At 59.2% G+C, this 24,480-nt stretch carries 19 protein-coding genes; 2 read left to right on the top strand and 17 right to left on the bottom strand.

Features of this window, described 5'->3' with window-relative positions:
• Positions 1-91: 91 nt before the first annotated feature.
• The 11 genes from RQ593_RS02540 to aspS form a co-directional block, all read right to left on the bottom strand.
• Positions 92-1,027 carry a shikimate dehydrogenase gene (locus RQ593_RS02540; protein ID WP_070616383.1) on the bottom strand — a complete coding sequence of 312 codons (936 nt, stop codon included), beginning with the start codon at positions 1,025-1,027 and terminating at the stop codon, positions 92-94.
• A gap of 189 nt (positions 1,028-1,216) precedes the next feature.
• Entirely contained in the window at positions 1,217-2,410 is a 1,194-nt protein-coding gene (gene mltG, locus RQ593_RS02535) for an endolytic transglycosylase MltG (protein WP_070819592.1), read from the bottom strand.
• Entirely contained in the window at positions 2,407-2,970 is a 564-nt protein-coding gene (gene ruvX / locus RQ593_RS02530) for a Holliday junction resolvase RuvX (protein ID WP_012903482.1), read from the bottom strand. Before ruvX ends, mltG begins: the two co-directional genes overlap by 4 nt.
• A 2-nt stretch (positions 2,971-2,972) precedes the next feature.
• Entirely contained in the window at positions 2,973-5,660 is a 2,688-nt protein-coding gene (gene alaS / locus RQ593_RS02525) for an alanine--tRNA ligase (RefSeq protein ID WP_311449731.1), read from the bottom strand.
• Positions 5,661-5,802: 142 nt separating this feature from the next.
• Positions 5,803-6,297 (bottom strand): hypothetical protein, encoded by a 495-nt coding sequence (locus tag RQ593_RS02520; RefSeq protein ID WP_005508736.1) that lies wholly within the window; start codon positions 6,295-6,297, stop codon positions 5,803-5,805.
• Positions 6,297-6,737: a DUF948 domain-containing protein gene (locus tag RQ593_RS02515; RefSeq protein WP_311449730.1), complete on the bottom strand. Its 441-nt coding sequence runs from the start codon at positions 6,735-6,737 to the stop codon at positions 6,297-6,299. Before RQ593_RS02515 ends, RQ593_RS02520 begins: the two co-directional genes overlap by 1 nt.
• 305 nt (positions 6,738-7,042) lie before the next feature.
• Positions 7,043-7,675 carry a 30S ribosomal protein S4 gene (rpsD, locus tag RQ593_RS02510; protein ID WP_005508739.1) on the bottom strand — a complete coding sequence of 211 codons (633 nt, stop codon included), beginning with the start codon at positions 7,673-7,675 and terminating at the stop codon, positions 7,043-7,045.
• Positions 7,676-8,407: 732 nt separating this feature from the next.
• Positions 8,408-9,865, bottom strand: a complete 1,458-nt coding sequence (locus RQ593_RS02505) for a replication-associated recombination protein A (protein WP_311449729.1) — start codon at positions 9,863-9,865, stop codon at positions 8,408-8,410.
• Positions 9,866-9,996: 131 nt separating this feature from the next.
• On the bottom strand, positions 9,997-10,431 hold the full coding sequence (gene dtd / locus RQ593_RS02500; RefSeq protein WP_303977403.1) for a D-aminoacyl-tRNA deacylase: 435 nt from the start codon (positions 10,429-10,431) through the stop codon (positions 9,997-9,999).
• Positions 10,432-10,539: 108 nt separating this feature from the next.
• Positions 10,540-11,067 (bottom strand): adenylate kinase, encoded by a 528-nt coding sequence (locus RQ593_RS02495; protein WP_311449728.1) that lies wholly within the window; start codon positions 11,065-11,067, stop codon positions 10,540-10,542.
• 194 nt (positions 11,068-11,261) lie between these two features.
• Positions 11,262-13,034, bottom strand: a complete 1,773-nt coding sequence (gene aspS / locus RQ593_RS02490) for an aspartate--tRNA ligase (protein ID WP_294630937.1) — start codon at positions 13,032-13,034, stop codon at positions 11,262-11,264.
• A gap of 385 nt (positions 13,035-13,419) precedes the next feature.
• Here aspS and RQ593_RS02485 point away from each other — a divergent pair, with 385 nt between their 5' ends.
• On the top strand, positions 13,420-14,382 hold the full coding sequence (locus RQ593_RS02485) for a DUF559 domain-containing protein (RefSeq protein ID WP_311449727.1): 963 nt from the start codon (positions 13,420-13,422) through the stop codon (positions 14,380-14,382).
• A gap of 429 nt (positions 14,383-14,811) precedes the next feature.
• Here RQ593_RS02485 and hisS read toward each other — a convergent pair whose 3' ends face one another.
• The gene (gene hisS / locus RQ593_RS02480) at positions 14,812-16,173 is read right to left on the bottom strand and encodes a histidine--tRNA ligase (RefSeq protein WP_049341928.1); all 1,362 of its coding nucleotides are present in this window, start codon (positions 16,171-16,173) and stop codon (positions 14,812-14,814) included.
• A gap of 302 nt (positions 16,174-16,475) precedes the next feature.
• Here hisS and RQ593_RS02475 point away from each other — a divergent pair, with 302 nt between their 5' ends.
• Positions 16,476-17,744, top strand: coding sequence for a DUF349 domain-containing protein (locus RQ593_RS02475; RefSeq protein WP_311449726.1), 1,269 nt, complete (start codon positions 16,476-16,478; stop codon positions 17,742-17,744).
• A gap of 213 nt (positions 17,745-17,957) precedes the next feature.
• Here RQ593_RS02475 and RQ593_RS02470 read toward each other — a convergent pair whose 3' ends face one another.
• The 5 genes from RQ593_RS02470 to secF form a co-directional block, all read right to left on the bottom strand.
• On the bottom strand, positions 17,958-18,677 hold the full coding sequence (locus RQ593_RS02470; protein ID WP_311449725.1) for a DUF6318 family protein: 720 nt from the start codon (positions 18,675-18,677) through the stop codon (positions 17,958-17,960).
• A 34-nt stretch (positions 18,678-18,711) separates the two neighbouring features.
• Positions 18,712-19,425, bottom strand: a complete 714-nt coding sequence (locus RQ593_RS02465) for a DUF6318 family protein (RefSeq protein ID WP_311449724.1) — start codon at positions 19,423-19,425, stop codon at positions 18,712-18,714.
• 255 nt (positions 19,426-19,680) lie between these two features.
• The gene (locus RQ593_RS02460; RefSeq protein ID WP_005505891.1) at positions 19,681-19,929 is read right to left on the bottom strand and encodes a hypothetical protein; all 249 of its coding nucleotides are present in this window, start codon (positions 19,927-19,929) and stop codon (positions 19,681-19,683) included.
• A gap of 592 nt (positions 19,930-20,521) precedes the next feature.
• Positions 20,522-22,999 (bottom strand): bifunctional (p)ppGpp synthetase/guanosine-3',5'-bis(diphosphate) 3'-pyrophosphohydrolase, encoded by a 2,478-nt coding sequence (locus RQ593_RS02455; RefSeq protein ID WP_311449723.1) that lies wholly within the window; start codon positions 22,997-22,999, stop codon positions 20,522-20,524.
• A 285-nt stretch (positions 23,000-23,284) separates the two neighbouring features.
• A complete protein-coding gene (gene secF, locus RQ593_RS02450; RefSeq protein WP_311449722.1) occupies positions 23,285-24,478 on the bottom strand; it encodes a protein translocase subunit SecF in 1,194 nt (397 codons plus the stop codon).
• Positions 24,479-24,480: the final 2 nt, after the last annotated feature.

Genomic DNA, 24,480 nt, shown 5'->3' with positions numbered 1-24,480 from the left:
CCGCAGCGCAGGAGGAAGGAATAATAATTCTTCACGTGTATAAATAGTGTATAAAATGCCTGTTTACTGAGCGAGTGAAAGCACGCTTTTTTCACGAAACGGAAGCACGAGGCGCAAGATCAACCGCCGCGCACATCGCATTGATTAGACCCAGCAGTTCGGCGGGCTGCAGTTCACGGCCGGTGAAGAGCAGAACCTGCTCCACCGCCTGGTACAGCAACATCTCCAGGCCGGAGACCACCGTGCCGCCGTTCGCCTCCCAGACGCTCGCCAGCACCGAAGGCCACGGGTTATACGCAACATCCAGCAGTACCGGCCGGTGCGTCGCGGAGGCGCCCTTCAGACCGGTCAGCTGGCTCGCCCACTCGTCCGCCGCATGCGCCGGAAGCGTAGACACCACCGGGTGATGGCCGCGCTCAGCAAGGTTCTGCGGCAGCTCAGACAAGGAAATCTGCTCCAGCTGAACACCCAGGCGGTCCGCCGCCTCCTGCACGCTACCGAGCTTATGCAAGGAACGGGCGTACACGCTCACGCGGCGGTAACCCAGCGCATGTAAGGCGGTCAGGGCGGAAATAGCGGTCGCTCCTCCACCCACAATCGCGGCAGAATCCTTAAACGGTTCCGGCTCCAAACCGGCATGGCGCAGCGCATTCACGATGCCGACCACATCAGTGTTATCGCCCAGAACCTTCTCACCGCGCGGATACACCGTATTCACCGCACCGGTCACGCAGGCAGTCTCACTCAACTCATCGCAATACTGGATGACGGCGGTCTTCAGCGGCATCGTCACCGACAGGCCCGCAATATACGGGGCGTCCTCCGTACCCTTCGGGTGGCGCACGCCATGCATAATCTCCGGCAAATCATCGGGCAGAGTGTCACGGCGATCGTACTCGAGGTTCGCCTCACCCAAAAAGTCATACGCCGCACGATGCAGCGCAGGCGACAGCGAATGCGCAATAGGGTGCCCCAGCACGTAGGCACGGCGAAGATACGGGGCCTCGCGGTACGGTTCAGTCTTCATCGGCTCTCTTTCGCTCTCACGCTGGGGGTCGTTCTCAACGCTGGGTACAGGGACGGCCGCGGGGGCCACCTCCCATTTTAGCGGGTACAGCAAAGGCGGGCACCTCCCCCACTCTCGTGGAGGCGGTACCCGCCTCAGCAAGGAACCTTTAGTCCAAAGCTACCGAATCATAGCTACCGGCTAAACCGATTAGCTACAGCGGTTCGGGTGCTTAGAACACCACTGGTTGTACTCTTCAACATAACGCTGGTGCTCAGCATACGTGCGGGAGTACTTAGTCTCACCGGAATCCAGGTCCACAGTCACCCAGTAGTAGTACGGGTTCTTCTCAGGAGCCGCAGCAGCCTTAATCGAAGCCAGCTGCGGGGAACCAATCGGACCCTTCGGAAGACCCTTATTCGCATAAGTGTTGTACTTATTGCTCTTATCGGCCTTCTGCTCTTCAGTCAGGTGGTACGAACGGACACCCAGACCGTAAGTCACGGTCGCATCCGACTGGATCAGACCCGAGGTCTCACCATCGGGGTTGTTCAGACGATTCTCAATGATGCCTGCAACCGCCACGTAGTCCTTCGGCTGAGCCTCAAGCTCCACGATAGAGGCAATAGTCAGAACCTCAAAGATCTTCTGGTCGCCGCTCACGCCGGCTTCCTTCAAGTCAGCCTTGGTCTTATCAACCATGGTCTGAATGACCTTCTTGATGTCGGTGCCCTTCGGGAAGCGGTACTCACCCGGGTGCAGCCAACCCTCAATCGAGGGGAAGTTGCTCGGCACACCGTACTGGGTGTAGTTGCTGACCGCGTCCTCAACCTGCTTACGGGTGAACGCACCATCGGAGCCAGAAACAATCAGATCGATGGTCTCGCTCACGCGCTTACCCTGCGGAATCGCCAGGTACAGTACGTTGCTGTTCGCATCAATAATGGTCGTAATCGCGCTCGAGCTGCTCATGTGCTGCTGCAGTTCATAGGTGCCAGGCTGCAAGTACTTACCCTTGCTCTCCTTGGTGTACACCTCAATGAACTTATCAGCATCAGCAATAACGCCCGCCGCCTCAAGCTCCTGCGCCACCTGCGCGGTGGACTGGCCGGAACGAATCGTGAAGGTCACGGTCGTACCATTGCCGCCACCCGAGTAGTCACGAGTCTTGAACGGGTCGTAGCGAGTAATCAGGGCACCCGAAATGATGACCAGAGCCACGACAAACAGGGAAATTGCGCTCAGCATGATGGCGCGGCGGCGGCGCTTACGCGCACGCAACGTAGCCACCGACACGATTTCCTGTTCCATCGTGATGCCGGTGATGCCCTTACGTTCATCCTCGGCTGTCGGCCTAAAGAGGTCGAGCCCGCTCTCTTCGGGCTGTTTATTCTGTTCGGTCACTGAAGGTTCTCCGTTTCGTTGACGGCACCGACCGTGGTCCCTTCTGACTCGGACGGTCGGTTTTCTTCGTGGGCCGGATCGCTCACCTTGTACCCGGCTACGGACTGCCCCGCCTTGAGGGCATCCAGGCTGTACTGCAAAATGTTCACAGCCGCCACCTGGTCAACCATAGTCTTGAAATCTCGGCTGGAAACCCCAGCCTCGTGCAGTGCACGGTGAGCGCTCACGGTGGTGAGTCGCTCATCCACCAGCCAAATGTTAATGTGTGTTTTCTCTTCGGCATCCAGCTCGGAGCGCAGAGCCTGAGCGTACTCCCGAGCCATTTCCGTGGAGGGAGAATCCCCGCCACGCATGGTCTTCGGAAGCCCGACGAAAACCTCCACCACCTCGTTCACCTCAATCAGCTTGCGCAAAACACGGCGGTCAGAGTTCTTCTTCGCGTCGCGACGCAGCGTCTTGAGCGGGGTGGCGAGAATACCGTCGGGGTCGCTGAGGGCGGTGCCGACGCGGGCGTTACCCACATCGACACCCATCCGCACTCCGCGCTGGAATTCTGCCATGTTTAGGCCTGAGCCTGTGCGATAGCGTCGCGGACAGCGTCCAGTGCAGCACCAATCTTGGATGCGTCCTGGCCACCACCCTGAGCGACGTCGTCCTTACCGCCGCCACCGCCGCCGAGAACACCGGCAGCAACGCGGACCAGAGCGCCAGCCTTCACGCCAGCCTCACGAGCACCCTCGTTGGTTGCCACCAGGACGACGGGGCGGCCATTAGCCACACCCACCACAGCGACAACAGCGGCCTCGGAACCGAAGCGCGAACGCAGATCCAGAGCCAGCTCACGAACGCCGTTAGCGTCCAGCTCGCCAGCGTCATGCGCCAGAACGCGAACAGAACCGATGGTCTGTGCGTTCTCCAGCAGCTTGCCAGCCTCAGCCTGCAGCTTCTCGCGGCGCAGCTGAGCCAGTTCCTTCTCAGCAGCCTTCAGCTTAGCCAGGGTCTGGTTAATCTTCTCCGGCAGGTCAGCGGAGGACTGAACCTTCATCAGGCCGGTCAGCTGGTTCACCAGGGTACGCTCAGCAGCCAGGTGGTTGAAGGAATCCAGACCCACCAGAGCCTCAACACGGCGGTTACCGGAACCAACAGAGCTCTCAGTCAGCAGGGTCAGAGAACCAATCTCAGCGGACGAACCAACGTGGGTACCACCGCACAGCTCGCGGGAGAACTCGCCGCCGATTTCAACAACACGCACCACGTCGCCGTACTTCTCACCGAAGAGGCTCATAGCGCCCAGAGCCTTAGCCTCAGCCAGCGGCATCTCACGGGTAATCACCTCGTGGTTATCGCGGATCGCGAGGTTAGCAACCTCTTCAACCTCACGCTTAGCGGACTCAGACAGGCCCTCGCTCCACGCGAAGTCGAAGCGCAGGTAGCCTTCCTTGTTGAAAGAGCCACGCTGAGTAGCCTCGTTGCCGAGCACCTGGTGCAGGGCAGCGTGAATGATGTGGGTACCGGAGTGTGCCTTCTCACCGTCGCGGCGGCGCTGAACATCAACCTGTGCCACAACATCGGCACCGGTGTGAACCTCGCCCTCACGCACAACGGCGCGGTGAACGCTCAGACCCTTCACGGGCTGCTGAACGTCCTGAACGTCAATGACGAAGCCGTTGCCGGTAATAACACCGGTATCAGCTGCCTGGCCACCAGCCTCCGCATAGAACGGAGTCTCGTCCAGGACAACCTCAATCTTGTCGCCAGCCTTAGCGGCGGGAACCGACACGCCGTCCACCAGGATTGCACGCAACTTAGTCTCAGTACGCAGCTCGGTGTAACCGGTAAAGATGGAGCCACGCTCATCCACAAGCTTACGCAGCTCGGACAGGTCAGCAAACGCGCCCTTCTTCGCCTTAGCGTCAGCCTGTGCACGGTGACGCTGCTCAGCCATCAGCTCGCGGAAGGACTTCTCATCAACCTTCACGCCAGCCTCAGCAGCCATCTCCAGGGTCAGGTCAATCGGGAAGCCGTAGGTGTCGTGCAGAGCAAACGCCTCAGCACCAGAAACAGCGTTAGAGCCGTCCTTCTTAGCGGCAGCAACAGCCTCTTCCAGACGCTCAGTACCGGTCTCAATGGTGTGCAGGAACGCCTTCTCCTCAGCGTACGCAATGCGGGAAATACGCTCGAAGTCGTCAGCAACGTACGGGAACGCACCCTTCATCGCATCACGCGAAGCCGGGAACAGCACGGGCAGGCAGGGCTCAGTAACGCCCAGCAGACGCATCGCACGGATAGCACGGCGCATCAGACGGCGCAGAATGTAGCCGCGACCCTCGTTGGAGGGGGTCACGCCGTCAGCAATCAGCATCAGCGAGGAACGGATGTGGTCAGCCACCACGCGCATACGCACGTCGTCCTCATAGCCCTCGTCCTCAGCGGACTCAGAGCCGTGGTACTTCTTACCGGACAGCTTAGAAGCAGCGTCCAGAACGGGGCGAACCTGGTCGGTCTCGTAGAAGTTCTCAACACCCTGCAGCAGCATCGCCAGACGCTCAACGCCCAGACCGGTATCGATGTTCTTCTTCGGCAGCTCGCCCAGAATCTCGAAGTCATCCTTGCCGATGCCCTCGCCACGCTGGTACTGCATGAACACGAGGTTCCAAATCTCAATGTAACGGTCGTCGTCAGCCGCCGGGCCGCCTTCCTTACCGTAAGCGGGGCCACGGTCGTAGAAGATCTCCGAGTCGGGGCCTGCAGGGCCGGGCTGACCGGTCGACCAGTAGTTCTCCTTCATGCCCATGCGCTGAATACGCTCGGCAGGGAAACCAACAGTCTTAGTCCAAATCTCGAACGCCTCATCGTCACCCTCATAAATGGTGACCCACAGGCGCTCCGGATCCAGGCCAAAGCCACCCTGATCCTGAGGGGTAGTCAGCAGCTCGTAAGCGAAGGGAATAGCCTTCTCCTTGAAGTAATCACCGAAGGAGAAGTTACCAGCCATCTGGAAGAAGGTACCGTGACGTGCGGTCTTACCGACCTCTTCAATGTCCAGGGTGCGGATGCACTTCTGCACGCTGGTCGCGCGGGAGAACGGAGGGGTCTCACGGCCCAGGAAGTAGGGAATGAACGGAACCATACCGGCGATGGTGAACATGGCGCCGGGCTCGTTCGAAATCAGCGATGCCGAAGGCACCACAGTATGGCCGCGGGAAGCGAAGAAATCGATCCAGCGCTTAGAAATCTCCTGTGAGAGCATCTCGTTCCTTAGAGTAATCTGTGCGAAATTCTAAATTAGTCTACTGACCTATGGTGCCTGCCCGAGAGCAAAATGGCTAATCGAGCCAGTCTCGTACCGTGGCTCGTACCGTGGTTTACGGGCGAAGACACCACCTTAAAACCTAGTTGAAGAAGCCGTCACCGAGCTGACGGTCACGCGCAATACGCTGCTCACGCGCTCGCTTCTGAGCCTCTTCCAAGGAGGCAATCTCAGCCTCCACCTCAATGAGTTCACGCTCAGCCAGGCGGCGGTTCGTGGACTCAATCTCAGCCGAGCTCATCTGGCGGTCCCACGTATCCAGGGAGCCAGGACGCAGATCCTGCTTCTGGCGCTCCACCTTAGCGTTGAGCTCCATCTCCTTCTCCTGCATGCCCTCACGCACGCGGGCGGCGAACTCAACAGCACGCAACGCATACGGCTGCAGGGGCTTGCCAATCGGCGAATCGAAGAACTTTCCCATCTGAGACTCCGGGTTGAGGGCAAGCTCACCGTGCTCACGCATGAGCAGGGCGCTGCCGGGGGTACGCTGAGCAGGTTCGGAGGCGGCACGCCTGGACGCGAAATAACCAACCGCCGCACCGGCACCGAGCAGAAGAGCTGAACGAAGCAGACCCATTAGTTCTCACCGCCTGCAGAGTAAGAGGACTGTGCCGAACCGTACTGACCACCAGCGGTGTTGCCAGTGTTGCCGGTGCCGTGTGCGTCGCCGGACTTGCCGCCTCGGAACGCCTGACGCACACCGTACGAGAAGGACGCAACCTTAATCAGCGGCTGACCCACAGTCGAGGTCACCAGCGAGGACAGCGCAGAAACGTTCGCGGACGCATCCGAAACGTTCGAGGTGATGTCGTCAACCTTCTCCAGCTGCTCATTGGTGGTCACCACAGTGCGGGTCACCTCTTCAATGAGGGGGCCGGTGCTCTGGTTCAGCGAACGAATCGTCACGATAAGCTCATCAAACACCTTGGTCAGGCGAATAATGGGTAGCGCAAGAAGGGCCACCAGAATCGCAAAAACTCCTGCTGAAATCAGGCCCGCAATATCTCCGCCAGTCATCTATAACCCCATTCCGCTCAATGCATGATGCTTATCAATAGTCGTACAGGACCGCGTGCCACCGTGGCACGCAGCCGGATTGTGCGTACAGTTCAGGACTGTATACACAGCTCAATCCCCTATTTTAGTCGAAAAATCCTTCAAGCGCCCCCTAAACTCTCATGAAACTCCCAGCGAAGGAAGATTCACAGGTTCAGCGGCACCACCGCCCTCTGGTGTATATACCCCAAAAACCCGCGCGTTAAACGGGAACAACCCGCCCCCACCGAACGGTGCAGGACGGGTTGCTTCTCGAAAAATCGAGATTATGCCAGACGCGAGTAGTACTCAACGACCAGCTGCTCGTCGCAGATCACGGGGATCTCTTCGCGCTTGGGCTTGCGCTCAAGCTTTGCGTGCAGCTTCTCGATCTCAACGTTCAGGTATGCGGGAACCTCGGGCAGAACTGCCTGGTTCTCACCTGCAGCCGCAGCCTGGAAGGGGGTGGTCTTCTCAGCCTTGGGGTGAACGTGGATCAGCTGGCCGGGCTTGACGTGGAACGAGGGGCGGTCCACGCGAACGCCGTCAACCATGATGTGACGGTGAACAACCATCTGACGTGCCTGTGCAATGGTGCGGGCGAAACCTGCACGCAGAACCAGAGCGTCGAGGCGGGTCTCGAGCAGCTCGACCATGTTCTTACCGGTCTGGCCCTCGGTACGCTTTGCCTCGAGGTATGCGCGGCGCATCTGTGCCTCGCGGATGTTGTACTGAGCGCGCAGACGCTGCTTTTCCTTCAGCTGGGTAGCGTAGTTGGAGTCAGCCTTCTTGCGGGCACGGCCGTGCTGGCCGGGGCCGTAAGGACGACGCTCGAGGTACTTTTCTGCCTTCGGGGTCAGTGCAATGCCCAGGGCACGGGACTGACGCACGGTACGGCGGGTGCGGTTGTGCTTAGCCACAATCTACCTTTCATATGTGAGGCTCCTGCACCCTCACGGGTGGGGCCTCGGTCTGTTGAATACTGGCCTCCTCGGTTGACCCCGCCGGGATCCGTACGCGACCGATTCGGTCGTTGCTGTACGGCGGTGGGGCGGAGAGCTCGGGGCAGAGTACCCCGCAGCTACATTACTGACACCCGCACGGAAGCGGGCATAGTAATTGCCAGACCCGTCAAGCTTACCGGATGCACCCGGGCTTTACCAGCCTTTTGGGAAATCTTTGGTTCAAATCACTATGCATGTGGGTTTTTGATGCATACCCACACGACCCCCACAGGAATTATTTATGCCCGTCAGGACTCTTTAGGTGCAACTTTCCCGGAAAATTGCGGCGCCGAGATGTTGGATTGTAATCATTTCGTTATTTTTAACCTGTGTCTTTATGGGAAATAGCTTGAATCACGCTCCCATATCGCCTAGACTAGAGACCATAACAAGCTTGGCGTCCGCCCTTCCGGGAAGGCAGACAGTCAAGACGTCTATCACAAACTCAAAACTCTGACGCGGTGCGCAGTACTACCGAGGTACTACGCACCGCTTTCTGTTTGCCTACTGTTTGGTGCGGGGGGGGTCGCGTGATTGATGTGCGCGGGTGGTTTGTGCTGGTTGTTCACGCGAATAACCGACCGGCGCGGGTGGTTTCGCGTGATTGATGCGCGCGGCTAATTAGTTAGCGCGGGCGAACCGGGGCAACTAGTTGCCGCCGTCAAGAATCCTACGGATACGCTCACGCCGCTCCGTCAATGTACGCTCAAAACCATGCTGCGTGGGCTCGTAGTAGACCGTGCCGCGCAGAGTATCCGGCAGGTACTGCTGCGCCGCCACATGACCCGGCGCATCATGGGCGTAAATGTACCCCTCACCGTGACCAAACTGCTTAGCCCCCGCATAATGACCATCACGCAAATGCACCGGAACCTGACCGGCAGCACCCGCACGCACATCCGCAATCGCACGGTTAATCGCGTTATACGCGGCGTTCGACTTCGGCGCGAGCGCACAATAAATCACCGCCTGCGAGAGGATAATGCGCGCCTCCGGCATGCCCACCAGCGCCACCGACTGCGCCGCAGCCGTCGCCACCTGCAACGCCTGCGGATCAGCCAGACCAATATCCTCACTCGCCAAAATCATGATGCGACGAGCCACAAAACGCGGATCCTCACCGCCCTCCAGCATGCGCGCCAGGTAGTGCACCGCGGCGTCCGCATCAGAGCCGCGCATGGACTTAATGAACGCGCTCACCACGTCATAATGCTGATCGCCCGAACGGTCGTAGCGAATCGCGGCGCGGTCCACCGCCTCCGTAGCGTGCGCCAGGGTGATGCGCACCGGCTCGGAAGGTTCAGGGTCCTTCTCCCCCGCCTGTTCAGCCTCGCTAAACGCAATCGCAGCCGCCGCCTCCAGCGAGGTCAGGGAGCGGCGAGCGTCGCCTCCAGAAACCGCCGCGAGGTGGGCGCGTGCATCCTCATCAATGACCGCCGCACCGTCAAAACCGCGCGGATCAGCCAACGCACGATCAATCAGACGCTCAATATCGGACTGCTCCAGCGAATGAACCCGCAACAGCAGCGAGCGCGAGAGCAGCGGCGAAATAATGCTGAACGACGGGTTCTCCGTCGTAGCCGCCACCAGAATCACCCAGCGGTTCTCCACGCCGGGCAGGAGCGCATCCTGCTGAGCCTTCGTGAAACGGTGAATCTCATCGAGGAAGAGCACGGTGGTCGTGCCGTACATGTCGCGGTCGAGCAGCGCCTGATCCATGACCGCGCGAACATCCTTCACGCCCGCAGTAATTGCCGAAAGCTCCACGAACTTACGACCCGGCGCGCGCGCAATCACATGCGCCAGGGTGGTCTTACCCGTACCCGGAGGGCCGTACAAAATCACCGAAGACGGGCCAGCCGGTCCGGCGTTCTCCCCCGCCAACACGCGCAAAGGCGCACCCGGAGTCAGCAGATGCTCCTGGCCGAGAACCTCATCAATAGTGCGCGGACGCATACGCACCGCCAACGGCGCACGAGACGCCGAACGGGAAGAGTGCGCGTACGGCGCAGAGGCACGCGAGGAGGGCTCCTCACTGGAGGCGCCAATCAAGCTCACGCGGTCCCCGTCATCGGGCAACTCAAGATCAAAGAGGGAATCAGCCATAGTCTTACTCTATCGTTTCACAGGAAATTTCGGTCATGACTTCTTGCCTCTGGCACAGGTTAAAGACCCCTGCTAAAGTCACTAACTCATGACCAGAATTCAGAACCTATCATCTAAATTGTGAGCTGCTCTTAGAGGGTCTCACTATCGAGAATCAGGGTCACCGGGCCGTCATTGACGAGCTCCACCTGCATGTCCGCGCCGAACACGCCGGTCTCCACGTGCAGGCCACGCTCACGCAGCGCCTGAACGTAATCGTTGAACAGCGGCTCACTCACCGCACCGGGCGCAGCGGCAGACCAGGAGGGGCGGCGACCCTTCTTCGCATCCCCGTACAGGGTGAACTGGCTGACCGCCAGCACGGGTGCGCCCTCATCAAGGAGGGACTTCTCCCCCTCCAGCAGGCGCAGGTTCGCGGTCTTATCGGCAAGCTTCGCAATCTGCGCCGCACCGTCACCGTGCGTGATACCGACCAGCACCAGGTAGCCGGGCTGCTCAATCGCGCCGACCGTCTCACCGTTCACGCGCACCGCCGCGCGGGTCACGCGCTGAATAACTACTCGCATCGTTCACCTTTCAACTGGGTTCATCTTTCAACTTGGAGCCGGCTCTCACCGGGCTCATTACATCTCTCTCAACACCACACTCGGCAGCCGTTTTAGAGGCAGCCGCCATCAGAGCACACCGCGCAACTGCACGGCACGCAAAAACTGGTTCGCCGCCCGCGGGGTACGAAACTCAATAAAACGCTTCTGCAGATGCTGCCCGCGAGCCTCCGCCAGCAACTCCCCAACATGCGGGTAGCTCCTCCACGTGTACCGAATCATGTTGTCCGGGTCGCGCAGAATATTCCTCAGCGGCGGCTCCACATTATCCGCCCACAGCCTCTGACCCGTCACCGCACGACGCACCGTCCGGCGAACCACACGCCACATGACCACCGCACGGCTATAGCGCAGATAAATCACCACATCCGCACGCTCCAGCAGACGACCACGCACCTGCGGATACTGCCACTCCGTAATCCACGCAGGCTGCTCAATGAGCGTCTGAACATCAGCCTCAAAACTAGGGCGCGGAGTCCAGTTCGGGCCCCAATGCAACGAGTCCATCTCCGTATGCGGAATGTCCAGGAGGCGCCCCAACCGCGCCGCGAACGTCGTCTTACCGCTACCACTCGGACCGGCAACCACAATACGCATGCTCCCCTCCCCCTTTGATGAGTACACAAATCGGCACGCACGCCAGTCGATACAAAAGGTGGGCTGCGACCCTGCACCAGCAGAATACACAGCCCACCCTCAACGGCGACCCCGCACAGCTCAACGCCCTGCCGGGCCCACGCCGCACAGGCCCACACCCCTCTACGGGTCGCACGACCAAAGACTAGAGAAGATTACTCCTCGTCCTTCTTCTTCGGCTTGAAATCAACGCCAGCTTCCTTACGCTGCTCCGGAGTAATCGGTGCAGGAGCCGCAGTCAGCGGATCGTAACCATTACCGGTCTTCGGGAACGCAATAACCTCGCGAATCGAATCAACGCCAGCCAGCAGAGACACAATACGGTCCCAACCAAACGCAATACCACCCATGGGCGGTGCGCCGTACTTGAACGCATCCAGCAGGAAGCCGAACTTCTCCTGAGCCTCTTCCTCACCAATGCCCATCACAGCGAACACGCGTTCCTGCACGTCACGGCGGTGAATACGGATCGAACCGCCACCAATCTCGTTACCGTTGCAGACAATGTCGTAAGCGTACGCCAGAGCCGAACCCGGGTCGGTGTCGAAAGTATCCATGAACTCGGGCTTCGGGGAAGTGAAGGCGTGGTGCACAGCAGTCCAAGCAGAGTGACCCAGAGCCACGTCACCGGACTCAGTAGCCTCAGCAGAAGACTCAAACATGGGAGCGTCAACAACCCACACGAAGGACCACTCGCCGTCCTTAATCAGGCCGGTACGGTGACCAATCTCAACACGAGCAGCACCCAGCAGCGCGCGGGAAGCCTTAGCCTCACCAGCAGCGAAGAAGATGCAGTCGCCGGGCTTCGCGCCGGTAGCCTCAGCCAGGCCAGCACGCTCAGCATCAGTAATGTTCTTAGCCACCGGACCGGTCAGCTCGCCATCTTCCTGAATGAGGACATAAGCCAGGCCCTTAGCACCGCGCTGCTTAGCCCACTCCTGCCAAGCATCCAGGGTACGGCGAGGCTGAGAAGCACCACCGGGCATCACAACAGCACCCACGTAAGGAGCCTTGAACACGCGGAAAGTGGTGTCCTTGAAGTACTCGGTCAGCTCGGTCAGCTCCAGACCAAAACGCAGGTCAGGCTTGTCCGTACCGTACTTCTCCATCGCATCCTTGTAGGTCATGCGCTGAATCGGGCGGGGAACCTTCACATCAATCAGGTTCCACACAGCCTCAACGATGCGCTCGCCCAGCTCAATGATGTCTTCCTGGTCAACGAACGAAGCCTCAATGTCCAGCTGAGTGAACTCAGGCTGACGGTCCGCACGGAAATCCTCGTCACGGTAGCAGCGAGCAATCTGGTAGTACTTCTCAATACCGCCCACCTGCAGTAGCTGCTTGAACAGCTGCGGGGACTGCGGCAGAGCGTACCACGAACCCGGAGCCAGACGAGCCGGCACCAGGAAGTCACGCGCACCCTCAGGGGTGGAACGGGTCAGGGTCGGGGTCTCAACCTCAATGTAGCCGTCCTCAGCCAGCAGGTTGCGTGCCGCACGGTTCGCGTCCGAACGCAGACGCATGATGCGAGCCGGCTCCGGGCGGCGAAGATCCAGGTAGCGGTAGCGCAGGCGCGCCTCCTCACCCACCTCAACGTGCTCATCAATCTGGAAAGGCAGCGGAGCGGCAGTGTTCAGCACCTCAACGGCGGACACCTCAACCTCAATCTCGCCGGTCGCCAGGTTCGGGTTCTCGTTACCCTCCGGGCGCTTAGTCACCAGACCGGTCACGCGCAGCACGTACTCGTTACGCAGGTGCTCAAAATCAGCCTCATTGTGGAAAACACACTGGGTGACACCCTCACGGTCACGCAGGTCAACGAAGGCGACACCACCGTGGTCGCGGCGGCGAGCCACCCAACCGGTCAGGGTAACAGTCTCTCCAATATTTGCGGCGGTCAGCTCGCCGTTGGTGTGAGTGCGAAGCACAGACATTCCTTTCATAGCGGGCACCTCACGACTATAGACAGTAGCCGGGTACACGCGGTTGATGATATGCGCACACTGCGTGCGCCTCATATATTGTATCCCCTCCGGGCAGGTCGAGGGCAGAAAAAAGGGTGCGGAGGCAGGGGTGAGGATGCGGAGGTGATGAGGCGGGCAGCGGTTTTGGTGATGAGTTATGGATTTCAGTAATGACTTAGTGACTCTGGTACGGGTTAAAGACCCCCTCCAAAGTCACTAAGTCATTACCCAAATCAAGAACCCACATCTGCAGCCTGTGGACAAACGCTCATTCTTCAAAACCGACCAAGTTATCCACAGATTTTGGGTTAGCCCTGTAACTCCTGCTCAAAAGTGTCAGGCTTATGCCATGAACGCTATAACCCCTCTGACATCACATGCATCAGTCCCGAACGCTCCCACCAAGATGCCTGGAATTCCACGTATCGCGGAGCTGTACCCTCTCGTGCACACCCCAGCCACACTTCGCATGAAAGGAATAGGCCCGCGCCGCCTCCGTAATCTCATAGCCGGAGGAACCCTGCAACGTATTCGACGAGGAGCCTACATTTACAACCACAACGCAGATCAACTCAACTCCGACGACCGACTCCGCGTACGATGCATCGCCGCCGACCTCGTGGGGTTTCAGGGAGTATTTTCACACAAGTCAGCTGCGGTGCTGTGGGGCCTTGACCTGCTGACCGTTCCGCAGATGCTGGACGCGTACAGCCGTAGCCACTGCGCCACGGATCGGGAACGGATTCACCGGCATAAAACCGCTATTAGCCCTGATGAGGTCACCAGGTTGCCGGGCACATCCATCATGGTTACGACGGTGGCTCGCACGCTGCAGGATTGCGCGCGCAGCATGCCCTTTCGGGAGGCGGTGGTCCTCGCTGACTCCATCATGCGGCGAGGGCTGTTGGAGCCCTGCGAGGTAACCGAGATTCTACTAAACCTCACGGGGTACGGCGGTTCCGCAGGGCCCCTCCTGGCGCAGGCAGTGAACGCATCCAGTGAGTCGGCGGGCGAGAGCCTCACCCGGTGCCTACTCATGGAACACAGGCTGCCCCTGCCCGTAACGCAGTACCCGATTTCATGCGAGGGGCGTAACTATCGGGTGGACTTCGCCTGGCCCGAGGCGCGGGTCATTCTCGAGTTCGACGGCGAACAGAAATACGTGGACCACCCCGGCAGGGACCGCTCCGAGGCGGCCCGCGACCGTGCCTTAACCCGTGCCGGATGGACGGTCGTGCACCTCACATGGGCTGACATCTTCAACAAGGAGCTAGAGGTCGTGACCCATTTACGGAACCTACTTCTGAAATAAGCCGGGGTTGGTAGCCGAGGACCAAGGAGGCGGGCGGAGGTGAGGATGGTGGCGGGGGTGTTCCGTGCGAGGTTGCAGTTTTTTAGGGATGAGTTATGGATTTCAGTAATGACTTCGTGACTCTGGTACGGGTTAAATACCCCCTCCAAAGTCACTAAGTCATTACCGAAAACAAGAACCCATGGCAGAAGTTGCTAACCCATGGCACAAATCCGCGCAGCATAAATCAACACAGCACAAATCCGCGCGACCAAAGAGCACAACAGCGCAAAAAACCCGCCCGGCAGGGAGGTCAACATCCTCCCCACCAGGCGGGTACACATCCATATGCGGGTCCATATGCAAGCCCATATACAGGCTCAGAGTAGCCAGATACTACAGCGACCAAACACCACAGGTGCTACAGGCCCCTACTATTTACCGATCTATTTACAGGCCCTCAGCACGCACAATCTGAACGTGCAGGTCCTCAGCCGGCGGCATCCACGAAGCCGGATCAGCAGCAACCTGCTCACCCGAACGGATGTCCTTCACCTCGTGAACCGGGGCACCCGATTCATCCGAGGAAATGAACCACACGAACGGAATGCCGCGCTTCTCAGCGTACTTAATCTGCTTACCGAACTTCGCCGCATTCGCAGACACCTCACACGCGATACCGCGGGCACGCAGCGCATCCGCAACATCATTCGCAGCAGACCAGCCCTCATCATTCGTCAGGGCAACAAACACAGCCGAAGGCACCTTACGGCTCGCCTGCGCAAAACCCTGCGACAAAATACGAGCCACCACACGGGTCACACCAATCGACAGGCCAACACCCGGGTACGTCTTCTTACCATTCGACGCCAGCGACTCATAACGGCCACCCGAACAAATCGAACCCAGCGACTCGTGACCAACCAGAACAGTCTCATACACGGTGCCGGTGTAGTAGTCCAGGCCGCGAGCAATCGACAGGTCAGCCAGCACCTTACCCGGCGCACGGCGGGACGCCTCCTCAATGACCTCAGCCAGCTCAGCAAGACCCTGATCCAGCAGCTCGTGCTCCACCGAATACTTAGCGGCCAGCGCACGCACCTGCTCCACAAAAGAAGCATCCTCAGTGCGGATCTGCGCCAACTCCAAGGCGGCAGCGGCAGCATCCGCGCTCGCACCAGCCTCAGCCTGCAGCTCCTCAGCCACACGCTCAGCGCCAATCTTCTCCAGCTTGTCAATAGAACGCAGAACAGCCGCAGTATCAGTCAAACCCAGGCCCAGGTAGAAACCCTCAGCCAGCTTGCGGTTATTCACACGCAGCTTGAACTCAGGAATCGGCAGCTTCGACAGCGCATCAACAACAACCAGCGCCAGGGTCACGTCGTAACGGAACGGCAGCTCGCCGTCGCCAACCACGTCAATGTCAGCCTGAGTGAACTCGCGGGCACGACCCTCCTGCGGACGCTCACCACGCCACACCTTCTGAATCTGGTAACGCGAGAACGGGAAATTCAGGTAACCGGCGTTCTCCACCACGTAACGGGCAAACGGCACGGTCAGGTCAAAGTGCAGAGCCAGCTTTTCCTTAGCCTTAGCAGCCTCATCCTCCTGCAGGCGAGAAATTGCGTAAACTTCCTTGTCAATCTCACCCTTGCGCAGCAGCTGCTCAATAGTCTCTACCGAACGAGTCTCAATCGGGGAGAAACCGTGCAACTCAAAAGTCTCACGCAGGGTGTCCAGAACATGATTCTCAACCAACCGCTCAGCCGGAAGATACTCGGGAAAACCAGACAGCGAAGCCTTGCGAGCCATACGCGATACTCCTTGACAAAGAACTCGACAACAAAACCCCGGAACACCTCCGGGCATATCTACCCATCATACCAACACCCACCCCGGCACAGCACCCACTCCCCCAGCACACCCCGCACAAACCCCCACAAACCCGCAGCCGGCAGGTTCGCCCACAACACAACACGACCAGACACTACTCACACACACCCCGCAGAGGCTATGCTTAGGAGGTGCACACGCACACCCAAACGGGTGCCCACCACGGGGAACAGCGCAAAGGCGCCCCACCCCCAGCACCCCCGAGTGAAAGAGTTATAGCGGTGACTACCAAACCCGACGACACTGTAAACCTCGAAAAGGCACGCCAGTACGGCCGCGTCTCCGAGGACGGCCACGTCTTCGTCATTGTCGACGGCGAAGAATACGCCGTAGGCCAGCTGCCCGGCGCCTCCGAAGAAGAAGCGCTCAGCTACTTCGCCCGCAAGTTTGAAAACGTCGAGGCGCAGGTTGCCCTGCTCGAATCCCGCCTCGCCAACAACGCCCCCGCCGCAGACCTGCAGAAGGGCATCACCTCCATCGGTGCACAGATCGGTGTGCGCAACATGGTCGGCGACTACTCCGGCCTACAGAAGCGCCTCATCACCCTCGCAGAGCAGATCGCTGAACTCGGCGAAAAGCAGCAGCAGGCACGCACCGAAAACCGTGAACGCGCCCTCGCCGTCCGTGAAGAAATCGTCGCGGAAGCCGAACAGATTGCCGGCCAGGACCCTGACCAGATTCACTGGAAGAACTCCCACTCCCGCATGAACGAACTGTTCGAAGCGTGGAAGAAGGCACAGCGCGAAATTCACCTGGCGAAGAGTGTAGAGGACGAGCTGTGGAAGCGTTTCCGTGCAGCCCGCACCACCTTCGACCGCAACCGCCGCGCACACTTCTCGCAGCTGGACGACCGCAACGCACGCATCAAGCGCGCCAAGGAAGAGCTGATCGCACGTGCGGAAGAGCTGTCCACTTCCACTGACTGGTCTGAAACTTCCCGCGCATACGGCGACCTGATGCGCGCCTGGAAGCAGGTACCCCGCGGCCACCGCCGTGAAGACGACAAGCTGTGGGCACGCTTCCGCGCGGCACAGGACGTGTTCTTCAACGCCCGCAACGAAGCCGAAGCAGCGCAGGACGCAGTCTACGCCGAAAACCTCAAGGTCAAGGAAGCACTGCTCGAAGAAGCACGCGCACTCCTGCCCGTCGAGGACATTGAGGCAGCGAAGGCAGCCTTCGAGAAGATCCTGGACCGCTGGGATGCGGCAGGCCGCGTGCCCCGCAACGACCTGCGCCGTATCGACGGCGAGCTGCGCCGTATTCAGGACGAAATCAACGGCGCCGAAGAGGCAAAGTGGAAGCGCAACGACCCCGCCAAGGCAGCCCGCGCGAACTCCCTGCTCGCACAGATTGAGGACTCCCTCGCCGAGCTGGAAGCAGAACTCGCCGCAGCTGAGAAGGGCGGCGACTCCAAGAAGATCGCCAAGGCTAAGGAAGCTCTGGAGGCGCGCCGCGCCTGGGCAACAACCCTGCAGGGCTTCGGCAACTAAGTTCTAGCCGGAGTTTTAGCCGGACGGGTAGTGCCCGGGGTGCCGGCTGATAGAGGCTGGCGCCCCGGGCTACTTGCCTATTTAACGCCGAGAAGTCACATGTGTTTCGAAAAGCCACTTCTTTGGTGGCTTCTCGAAACACATGTGGCTTCTGAGTATCTGCGGTCTGTGGGGTGTCTGCGGGATGCGGACTTTTAGGCTCGCATGGAGGGGCTAGTCATCGACGGGCTCATAATTCATAATTTCCCATTTCTGGCCGTTGTGCTTCAGCTCAAATTTGAAAGTGTTCTTAGTCTTGTCCTTATTTTCCCAGCGGCGCCAACTTCCATCAGATTCAACATAGGTCTCGTAATCCCACTCGCGGTAAGCCTTCCAAAAGTAGGTTTCACCGTCTTCTGACCAGGGGTTACCGTCAGCAATAAAATGGTCTACTCCTCCAATGACCCAACCACCGCTAGCGTAGAGATCCTCAATATCTTCATACGCTTTCAATTCGTTTTCATATGAAGGCGACATAAACTGGCGTGCTTTGGTGAAATCACCGGTTTCGGTGCCGTAATTTGCCCACAAGATCCAGGCATCCATCGTCTTGCGCATGCCCTCTAGAGACTTTTCGTTGTAGCCGTCTTCGGGAGCGTTAGGTTTCGGTACATTTTGCGCCGGACCGTACTTATCAGCCGGGCGGTATTCGCCGTCGGGTGCCTTGGAGCCACCGGAGTAGCCTCGGACAGTAGACGGGGTGGCACTCGCCGAAGGCGACTCAGAAGCTGCCGCAGAAGCCGAGGCAGTCTCGCTCGGCGTTGCTGTGGTTGAGGACGCCGGGGCATCCGCTTCGTTAGCCGCCTGCTGACCGCACGCCGCAAGCAGCGCGCTCATGCCCAGCAGCGTGCCGCCGCTCAACAACGCTCGGCGAGTAAGAAAAAGGGAAGTCATAGAAATACATTCCTCGTATCGGTGAAGGTGATTTTTAGCTGGCTTTGTTGATTTTCTTCAAACCAGTTATGAGCCAGCGGCTATCTGCATATACGCAGGAAAGTTCCCAGGAATTATTGTCTATTTCTCGGTTCTCACGGGTTTCCCAGCTACCGTCAGGCTGAACGTACATAACGAAATTCCACTTGCGGTAAACCCTCCAACGGTAAGTTTGATCGTCTACCTTCTGAGGGTTTTCCTCTGATACGAACTCGTTATGGCCGTCTATAATCCAGCCTCCCTTTCGGTAGAGGCTGCTCATCTCATCGTAGAAACTTACTTCTGACTTTAGCGACGGTACTATGTATTGTCGGACCTCAGTGAAATCTCCAGTTTCTACCGCATAATTGCGCCAATTGGCCCAGGCGCGAATCGTCTTCTCCAAACCAGAGATAGACTTCTCGCGGTAACCCTCTTCGGGAGCCGGAGGCTTGGGCACGTTCTGCGCAGGACCTTTCGAATCTGCTTTGCGGTACTCACCGTCGGGTGCCTTGGATCCGCCGGAGTAGCCTCGGACAGTAGACGGAGTTGCGCTCGCAGAGGGCGACTCAGACACCGCCGCAGAAGCCGAGGTCGTCTCGCTCGGCGCAGCGGTCGATGATGCCGCCTCGTTATTTGCCTGCTGGCCACAGGCCGCAAGCAAGGCGCCAAGGCCTACAAGTGCACCGCCGCTCAGCATTGCGCGGCGGTTGATGATACGAGATGCCATGAAGGACACTCCTATTTGTTCGGTGAAAGTTCGTGTGTCGGGCTAGTTTTCACAGTCAAAACGACCGCTGGAAGAAAAACAGCCCTGTAGCGCGTCCAACAAACGCATCGGTGCGCCATGGAACACTACAGTCACCACCCTACAGGACGTTTACAGTCGTTTGCATCCCGTTGACCCACATGACCACATGTAGTGGCGTTTGGGCACAAAAAGACGCCATGATCCCCCATCACTGGGATACCTGGCGTGGGCGGGCTACACGGCGAGCGCATACATGTCGCGGAGGGCCTCTTCCGCCTCGTCAAGGGCGTATCCGCTCTGGCAGAGAGCGTCACAGCCATTACCGTAGCGGAGGCCGGCAAGGAACTCACGGTCGGTCACCTCCGGCAGGTACACCATGAGGTATTCGCCGTTGTCAGTGAAGAAATCGTCAATGTTGGCGGCGTCCTGACCGGAGTAGAAGGCGCGGAAGTCTTCGTCATTGTAGTAACCAACCGTGTACATGAGGGGGCTCCTTTGGTCGCTCGGCGGAGGGGCGAGAACACGTCGTCGTTCTCTACCACCAAAAGTACGGGGTACCCCTGACAAGATAAGGGGCTGCGCCTGCAGAATTTTGTGCCATGGTTTAGTGTCTTCGATCATGGTTTTTAACTACGACCAAAGACACTAACCCATGGCACAAATCTGTAACCATGACCGAATTTGGGTTCTGCACCGGATAGGCGGGATCCGGTAATGACTTAGTGTTTTCGGTAATGAGTTAGTGACTCTGGACTGGGGTTTTAACCATCGCCAAAGACGCTAAGTCATGACTGAATCTTCACCGGCGGCAGGTAACTGGCCGTTTCGATAGGTTAGTGTCTTCGCCGTGAGTCTTTAACCCGTAGTGAAGACACTAACCTATCGAAAGTTCCCCGCCCCTCCCCTAAACGGCGAGAAGCCACATGTGTTCGGAACACATGTGGCTTCTCAATGTAAAGACCAGAAAATAGAAATCCGGCCCGTCTACTCCATCAAGAGTAGCAGGCCGAACGGTTAACTCAAGAGTACAAAAACCAGCACCTCGAATCAACACAGAAGGATAATTTTAAAGAGCCTACGCCTCCGAGGGTTTCGCGCCGGTCAGTCGGTACGCCTTGTACACGCCCGTCACGTTACGGACCACGTTCAGCACGTGCTCCAGCATGAAGCGGTCACCCAGCTCCAGGGCGAAGCGGTCCACCACGGTACGATCCTCCGAAGTGTGCACGCGCGCATCCAGAATGTTCACGCCCGACTCAGAGATAGCACGAATCAGGTCGCTCAGCAGGCCCTTACGGTCCAGCGCCTCCACCTGAATCTGCACACGGTACGTAGCGGTCGGCGAAGACGCCCACTCGACCGTGGTCACGCGCGGCTCCTCGTCAGCGTTACGCATGTTCGGGCAGTCGCGGCGGTGCACCGAAATGCCGTTGTAACGGGTCACAATGCCGATAATGTCATCCGGCGGGACCGGGGTGCAGCAGCGCGCAATCTTCGTCAGCACACCCTCAGCACCCGGCACAATCACGCCGTTATCGCCAATCGCCTTGCGGGTGGACTTCAGCAGCGTCTCGTCAAAGTCGCTGACCTCAACCTCGGGTGCCGGCTCGTCGCCGCGGTGCACCTCAACCAGGGTGTCAATGACCTGCTTCGGCGTGATTTCGTGCTCACCAATCGCACGGTACAGCGACGCCACATCGTTCTTGTGCAGCAGCTGAGCCACCTGAGTCATAATCTCCGGGCTCATCATCTTCTGCAGCGGCAGCTCACTGTTGCGCATACTCTTGGTGAGCATCTCGCGGCCGGCGAGCAGCGCCTCCATGCGGCGTTCCTTCGCGAAGTACTGGCGAATCTTCGTGCGAGCGCGTGAGGAGCGAACGAACTTCAGCCAGTCCTCGCTGGGTCCGGCGTCTTCGTTCTTCGTGGTCATAATCTCCACGGTGGCGCCGGTGGGCAGGACCGTGTGCAGCGGCACGAGGCGGCCGTTGACCTTCGCGCCGACGGTGCGGTCGCCGACCTCACTGTGGATGGCGTAGGCGAAGTCCACGGGGGTGGAGCCGTTGGGCAGGGCGATTGCCTCGCCGTTGGGGGTGAGTACGACGATTTCGTCGGTGTCGAGGGTGTCAGCGAGCGACTCGTAGAACTTCTCCGACTCCGGGTTGGAGTTCGAAATCTCCGCAATGGACTGCAGGATGCCGACGTTCATCATCGCCGAGGTCTGGGTGCCCGGCTCCTTCGGGTCCTTCGCGGGCGCGCCGCCACGAGCCGCGACCTTCTCGCCGCGCGATGCCGCCTTGTAGCGCCAGTGCGCCGCCACGCCATACTCAGCCTCTTCGTGCATCTTGTAGGTGCGAATCTGAATCTCAAGCGGCAGGTTGCCCGGACCGTACACGGTCAGGTGCAGCGACTGGTAGTTGTTGTTCTTCGGGTTCTTAATGTAATCCTTGAAACGGCCCGTCATCGACGGCCACAGGGACAGCACGTGGCCGAGCACGGTGTAGCATTCCGCCTCTTCCTCAACCATGATGCGCACCGCGAGGATGTCGTTAATCTCGTCGAAGCTGCGGCCCTTCGTCTTCATCTTCTGATGAATCGAGTAGTAGTGCTTGGGGCGGCCGGTCACGGTCGCCTCGATACCGACCTGTGCCAGGCGCTCCTTAATCTTGGTGCGCGCCTCGTTCAGGAACTTTTCGAGCGCGGGGGTGCGTTCGCCGACCATGCGCACCATTTCGGCGTAAATTTCCGGGCTCATGGCGGCGAAGGACAGGTCCTCCAGCTCCCACTTGATCGTGTTCAAGCCCAGGCGGTGCGCGAGCGGCGCGTAAATCTTCAGGGTCTCTTCTGCCTTCTTCGCGGCAGAGGCCTGCGGCACAAAACGCCAAGTACGCGCGTTGTGCAGGCGGTCGGCAAGCTTGATGAGCAGCACGCGGATGTCCTTGCTCATGGACAGCACGAGCTTGCGGATCGTCTCAATGGAGGCGTTCTCGCCGTAGGTCATCTTGTCCAGCTTGGTCACGCCATCGACCAGGTAGGCGACCTCCTCGCCGAACTCTTCGGTGAGCTGCTCCATCGTGTAGTCGGTGTCTTCCACGGTGTCGTGCAGCAGGCCGGCGGCGAGCACGGGACCGGTCGCGCCCATCTCCGCAAGAATCGCGGTCACAGCGACCGGGTGGGTGATGTACGGGTCGCCACTCTTACGCTTCTGACCCTCGTGGCAGCGGTTCGCCACCTCGTAGGCGCGCTGCAGCACCTCAATGTCCTCATCCGGGTGGTAGCGGCGCACGGCACGTACGACCGGCGCGATCATCGGGGAGAAACGGATGGTGCCGCCGTGCGAGTCGGAGGCTTCCATCTTGCTGCTGCGGCTACCGAAGACCAGGCGGTTTGGCACACGTCCGCCAGCAGCCATGACGCGGTGCGAGCCGCGTTTCTTCTTTGCGTCAGACGAATCAGTTTCAGGCAGAGGAATCGGGCCAGCGGGCCGAACCGCGGGCTTCTCGGCGGTCCCTGCAGGGTTCTCAGCGTTGGTGTTCACGGCAGGTTCTGCACTCATTCCAGGCTCCTTCGGGCTCACGATAATCAGCCGCACACTCAGGTTCCTCATCATTGAGGGCTATACCGGCCAAACCAGCCATCAGCAGGCTCAAACGCGAGCGCACAGTATCTTCACTTCTTATCCTACCCAGCGGCCTGGAACGCGCCAAACTATGCGACGTTTTAACACGCCAGAGCGCGTTGTTTAGGAAATAATCGGGCACGCTAAAGGGGAGCCGACACCTCTCGGTATCGACTCCCCTATCGTTAGCAACGCCAGCCAGTAGTGCTGGCGGAACGCTGGCTAACCGTTCAGGTTCACGCGGTGAATCTCAATGGTTGCACGTGCCGGCTTCTTAGCGGGCTTCTCGGCCGCCTTCTCGTCCTCTGCGGAATCCTCGGACTTCTCGGACTCCTCAGCCTTCGCGGGCTTAGCAGCCTTCTCAGCCTCGGCGGGCTCCTCCGAAGAGTCACCCTCAGCCTCGTCAGCATCCTCAGCGTCCTTGAAGTTGCCGCTCTCCACCTTCGCGGTGTGCTCACGAATCTGAGGCTCACCCAAACGCAGCGAAGCATACAGCGGAGCAGACACGAACAGCGTGCCAAACATGCCCACCAGAATACCCACAAACAGCGACAGGGACAGGTCCTGCAGAGTACCCGCACCCAGAATAAACGCACCAATGAACAGGATCGCACCCACCGGCAGAACACCCACAATAGCGGTGTTAATCGAACGGACCAGGGTCTGGTTCACCGCCAGGTTAATCTGCTCGGCAAAGGTCGTGTCGCGGCGTTCCAGCACGCCTTCGGTGTTCTCGCGGATCTTATCGAACACCACCACCGAGTCGTACAGCGAGTAGCTCAGAATCGTCAAGAAACCAATAATTGCACTCGGAGTAATCTCAAAACCGAACGCAGCGTACAGGCCAACCGTCACCACCACGGTGAAGAACAGACCCGCAATAGACGCCAGCGACATCTTCCAGGTGCGGAAGTAGAACGCCATACCAATCAGCGCAAGCACCACAAACGCAACCAGACCCCAGAACGCCTGACGGGTCACATCCGCACCCCAGGTCGGGCCCACAAACGAGGAGGTCACGTCATTCTCAGAGACGCCGTAACCCTCCTGCAGAGCCGCCTTCACCTGCAGAGTCTCATCATCGCTGAGCTTGCTCATCTGGGCACGAATCGTACCCGGCGCAATATTGGTCACGCGAACATCCGAAGCGTCCTTCGCCTTCTCGTGAATAATGCGCTCACCCGTAGCAGTATCAACGTGCGCGGTCTTCGAGACCACGAACTCCGAACCGCCACGGAAATCAATACCCAGGTTGAAGCCGCCACCAACAGCCGGAATCAGAACCGAAACCGCCATCAGCACAGTAGCCAGCAGCAGCCACAGGCGGCGCTTACCCACGAAGGGGTACGAGCGGGCACCCGAATGCAGGTCATTACCGAAGCGGGCAAAAGCATTAGGTTTCACATCGGTAGCCATGC

Source organism: uncultured Rothia sp. (assembly GCF_963507905.1).
Taxonomy (GTDB): domain Bacteria; phylum Actinomycetota; class Actinomycetes; order Actinomycetales; family Micrococcaceae; genus Rothia.
The sequence above is the reverse complement of the archived record's forward strand: the minus strand, read 5'-3'. Positions and strand labels throughout refer to the sequence as shown.

What these genes read in the sequence shown, in the direction of transcription:
- RQ593_RS02470 (WP_311449725.1), bottom strand. Translation starts at nt 18,677, where the DNA reads ATGACTTCCCTTTTTCTTACTCGCCGAGCGTTGTTGAGCGGCGGCACG.
- RQ593_RS02465 (WP_311449724.1), bottom strand. Translation starts at nt 19,425, where the DNA reads ATGGCATCTCGTATCATCAACCGCCGCGCAATGCTGAGCGGCGGTGCA.
- secF (WP_311449722.1), bottom strand. Translation starts at nt 24,478, where the DNA reads ATGGCTACCGATGTGAAACCTAATGCTTTTGCCCGCTTCGGTAATGAC.
- RQ593_RS02485 (WP_311449727.1), top strand. Translation starts at nt 13,420, where the DNA reads ATGAACGCTATAACCCCTCTGACATCACATGCATCAGTCCCGAACGCT.
- RQ593_RS02455 (WP_311449723.1), bottom strand. Translation starts at nt 22,999, where the DNA reads ATGAGTGCAGAACCTGCCGTGAACACCAACGCTGAGAACCCTGCAGGG.
- RQ593_RS02460 (WP_005505891.1), bottom strand. Translation starts at nt 19,929, where the DNA reads ATGTACACGGTTGGTTACTACAATGACGAAGACTTCCGCGCCTTCTAC.
- alaS (WP_311449731.1), bottom strand. Translation starts at nt 5,660, where the DNA reads ATGCTCTCACAGGAGATTTCTAAGCGCTGGATCGATTTCTTCGCTTCC.
- RQ593_RS02515 (WP_311449730.1), bottom strand. Translation starts at nt 6,737, where the DNA reads ATGACTGGCGGAGATATTGCGGGCCTGATTTCAGCAGGAGTTTTTGCG.
- RQ593_RS02495 (WP_311449728.1), bottom strand. Translation starts at nt 11,067, where the DNA reads ATGCGTATTGTGGTTGCCGGTCCGAGTGGTAGCGGTAAGACGACGTTC.
- dtd (WP_303977403.1), bottom strand. Translation starts at nt 10,431, where the DNA reads ATGCGAGTAGTTATTCAGCGCGTGACCCGCGCGGCGGTGCGCGTGAAC.
- RQ593_RS02520 (WP_005508736.1), bottom strand. Translation starts at nt 6,297, where the DNA reads ATGGGTCTGCTTCGTTCAGCTCTTCTGCTCGGTGCCGGTGCGGCGGTT.
- RQ593_RS02540 (WP_070616383.1), bottom strand. Translation starts at nt 1,027, where the DNA reads ATGAAGACTGAACCGTACCGCGAGGCCCCGTATCTTCGCCGTGCCTAC.
- RQ593_RS02505 (WP_311449729.1), bottom strand. Translation starts at nt 9,865, where the DNA reads ATGGCTGATTCCCTCTTTGATCTTGAGTTGCCCGATGACGGGGACCGC.
- hisS (WP_049341928.1), bottom strand. Translation starts at nt 16,173, where the DNA reads ATGGCTCGCAAGGCTTCGCTGTCTGGTTTTCCCGAGTATCTTCCGGCT.
- ruvX (WP_012903482.1), bottom strand. Translation starts at nt 2,970, where the DNA reads ATGGCAGAATTCCAGCGCGGAGTGCGGATGGGTGTCGATGTGGGTAAC.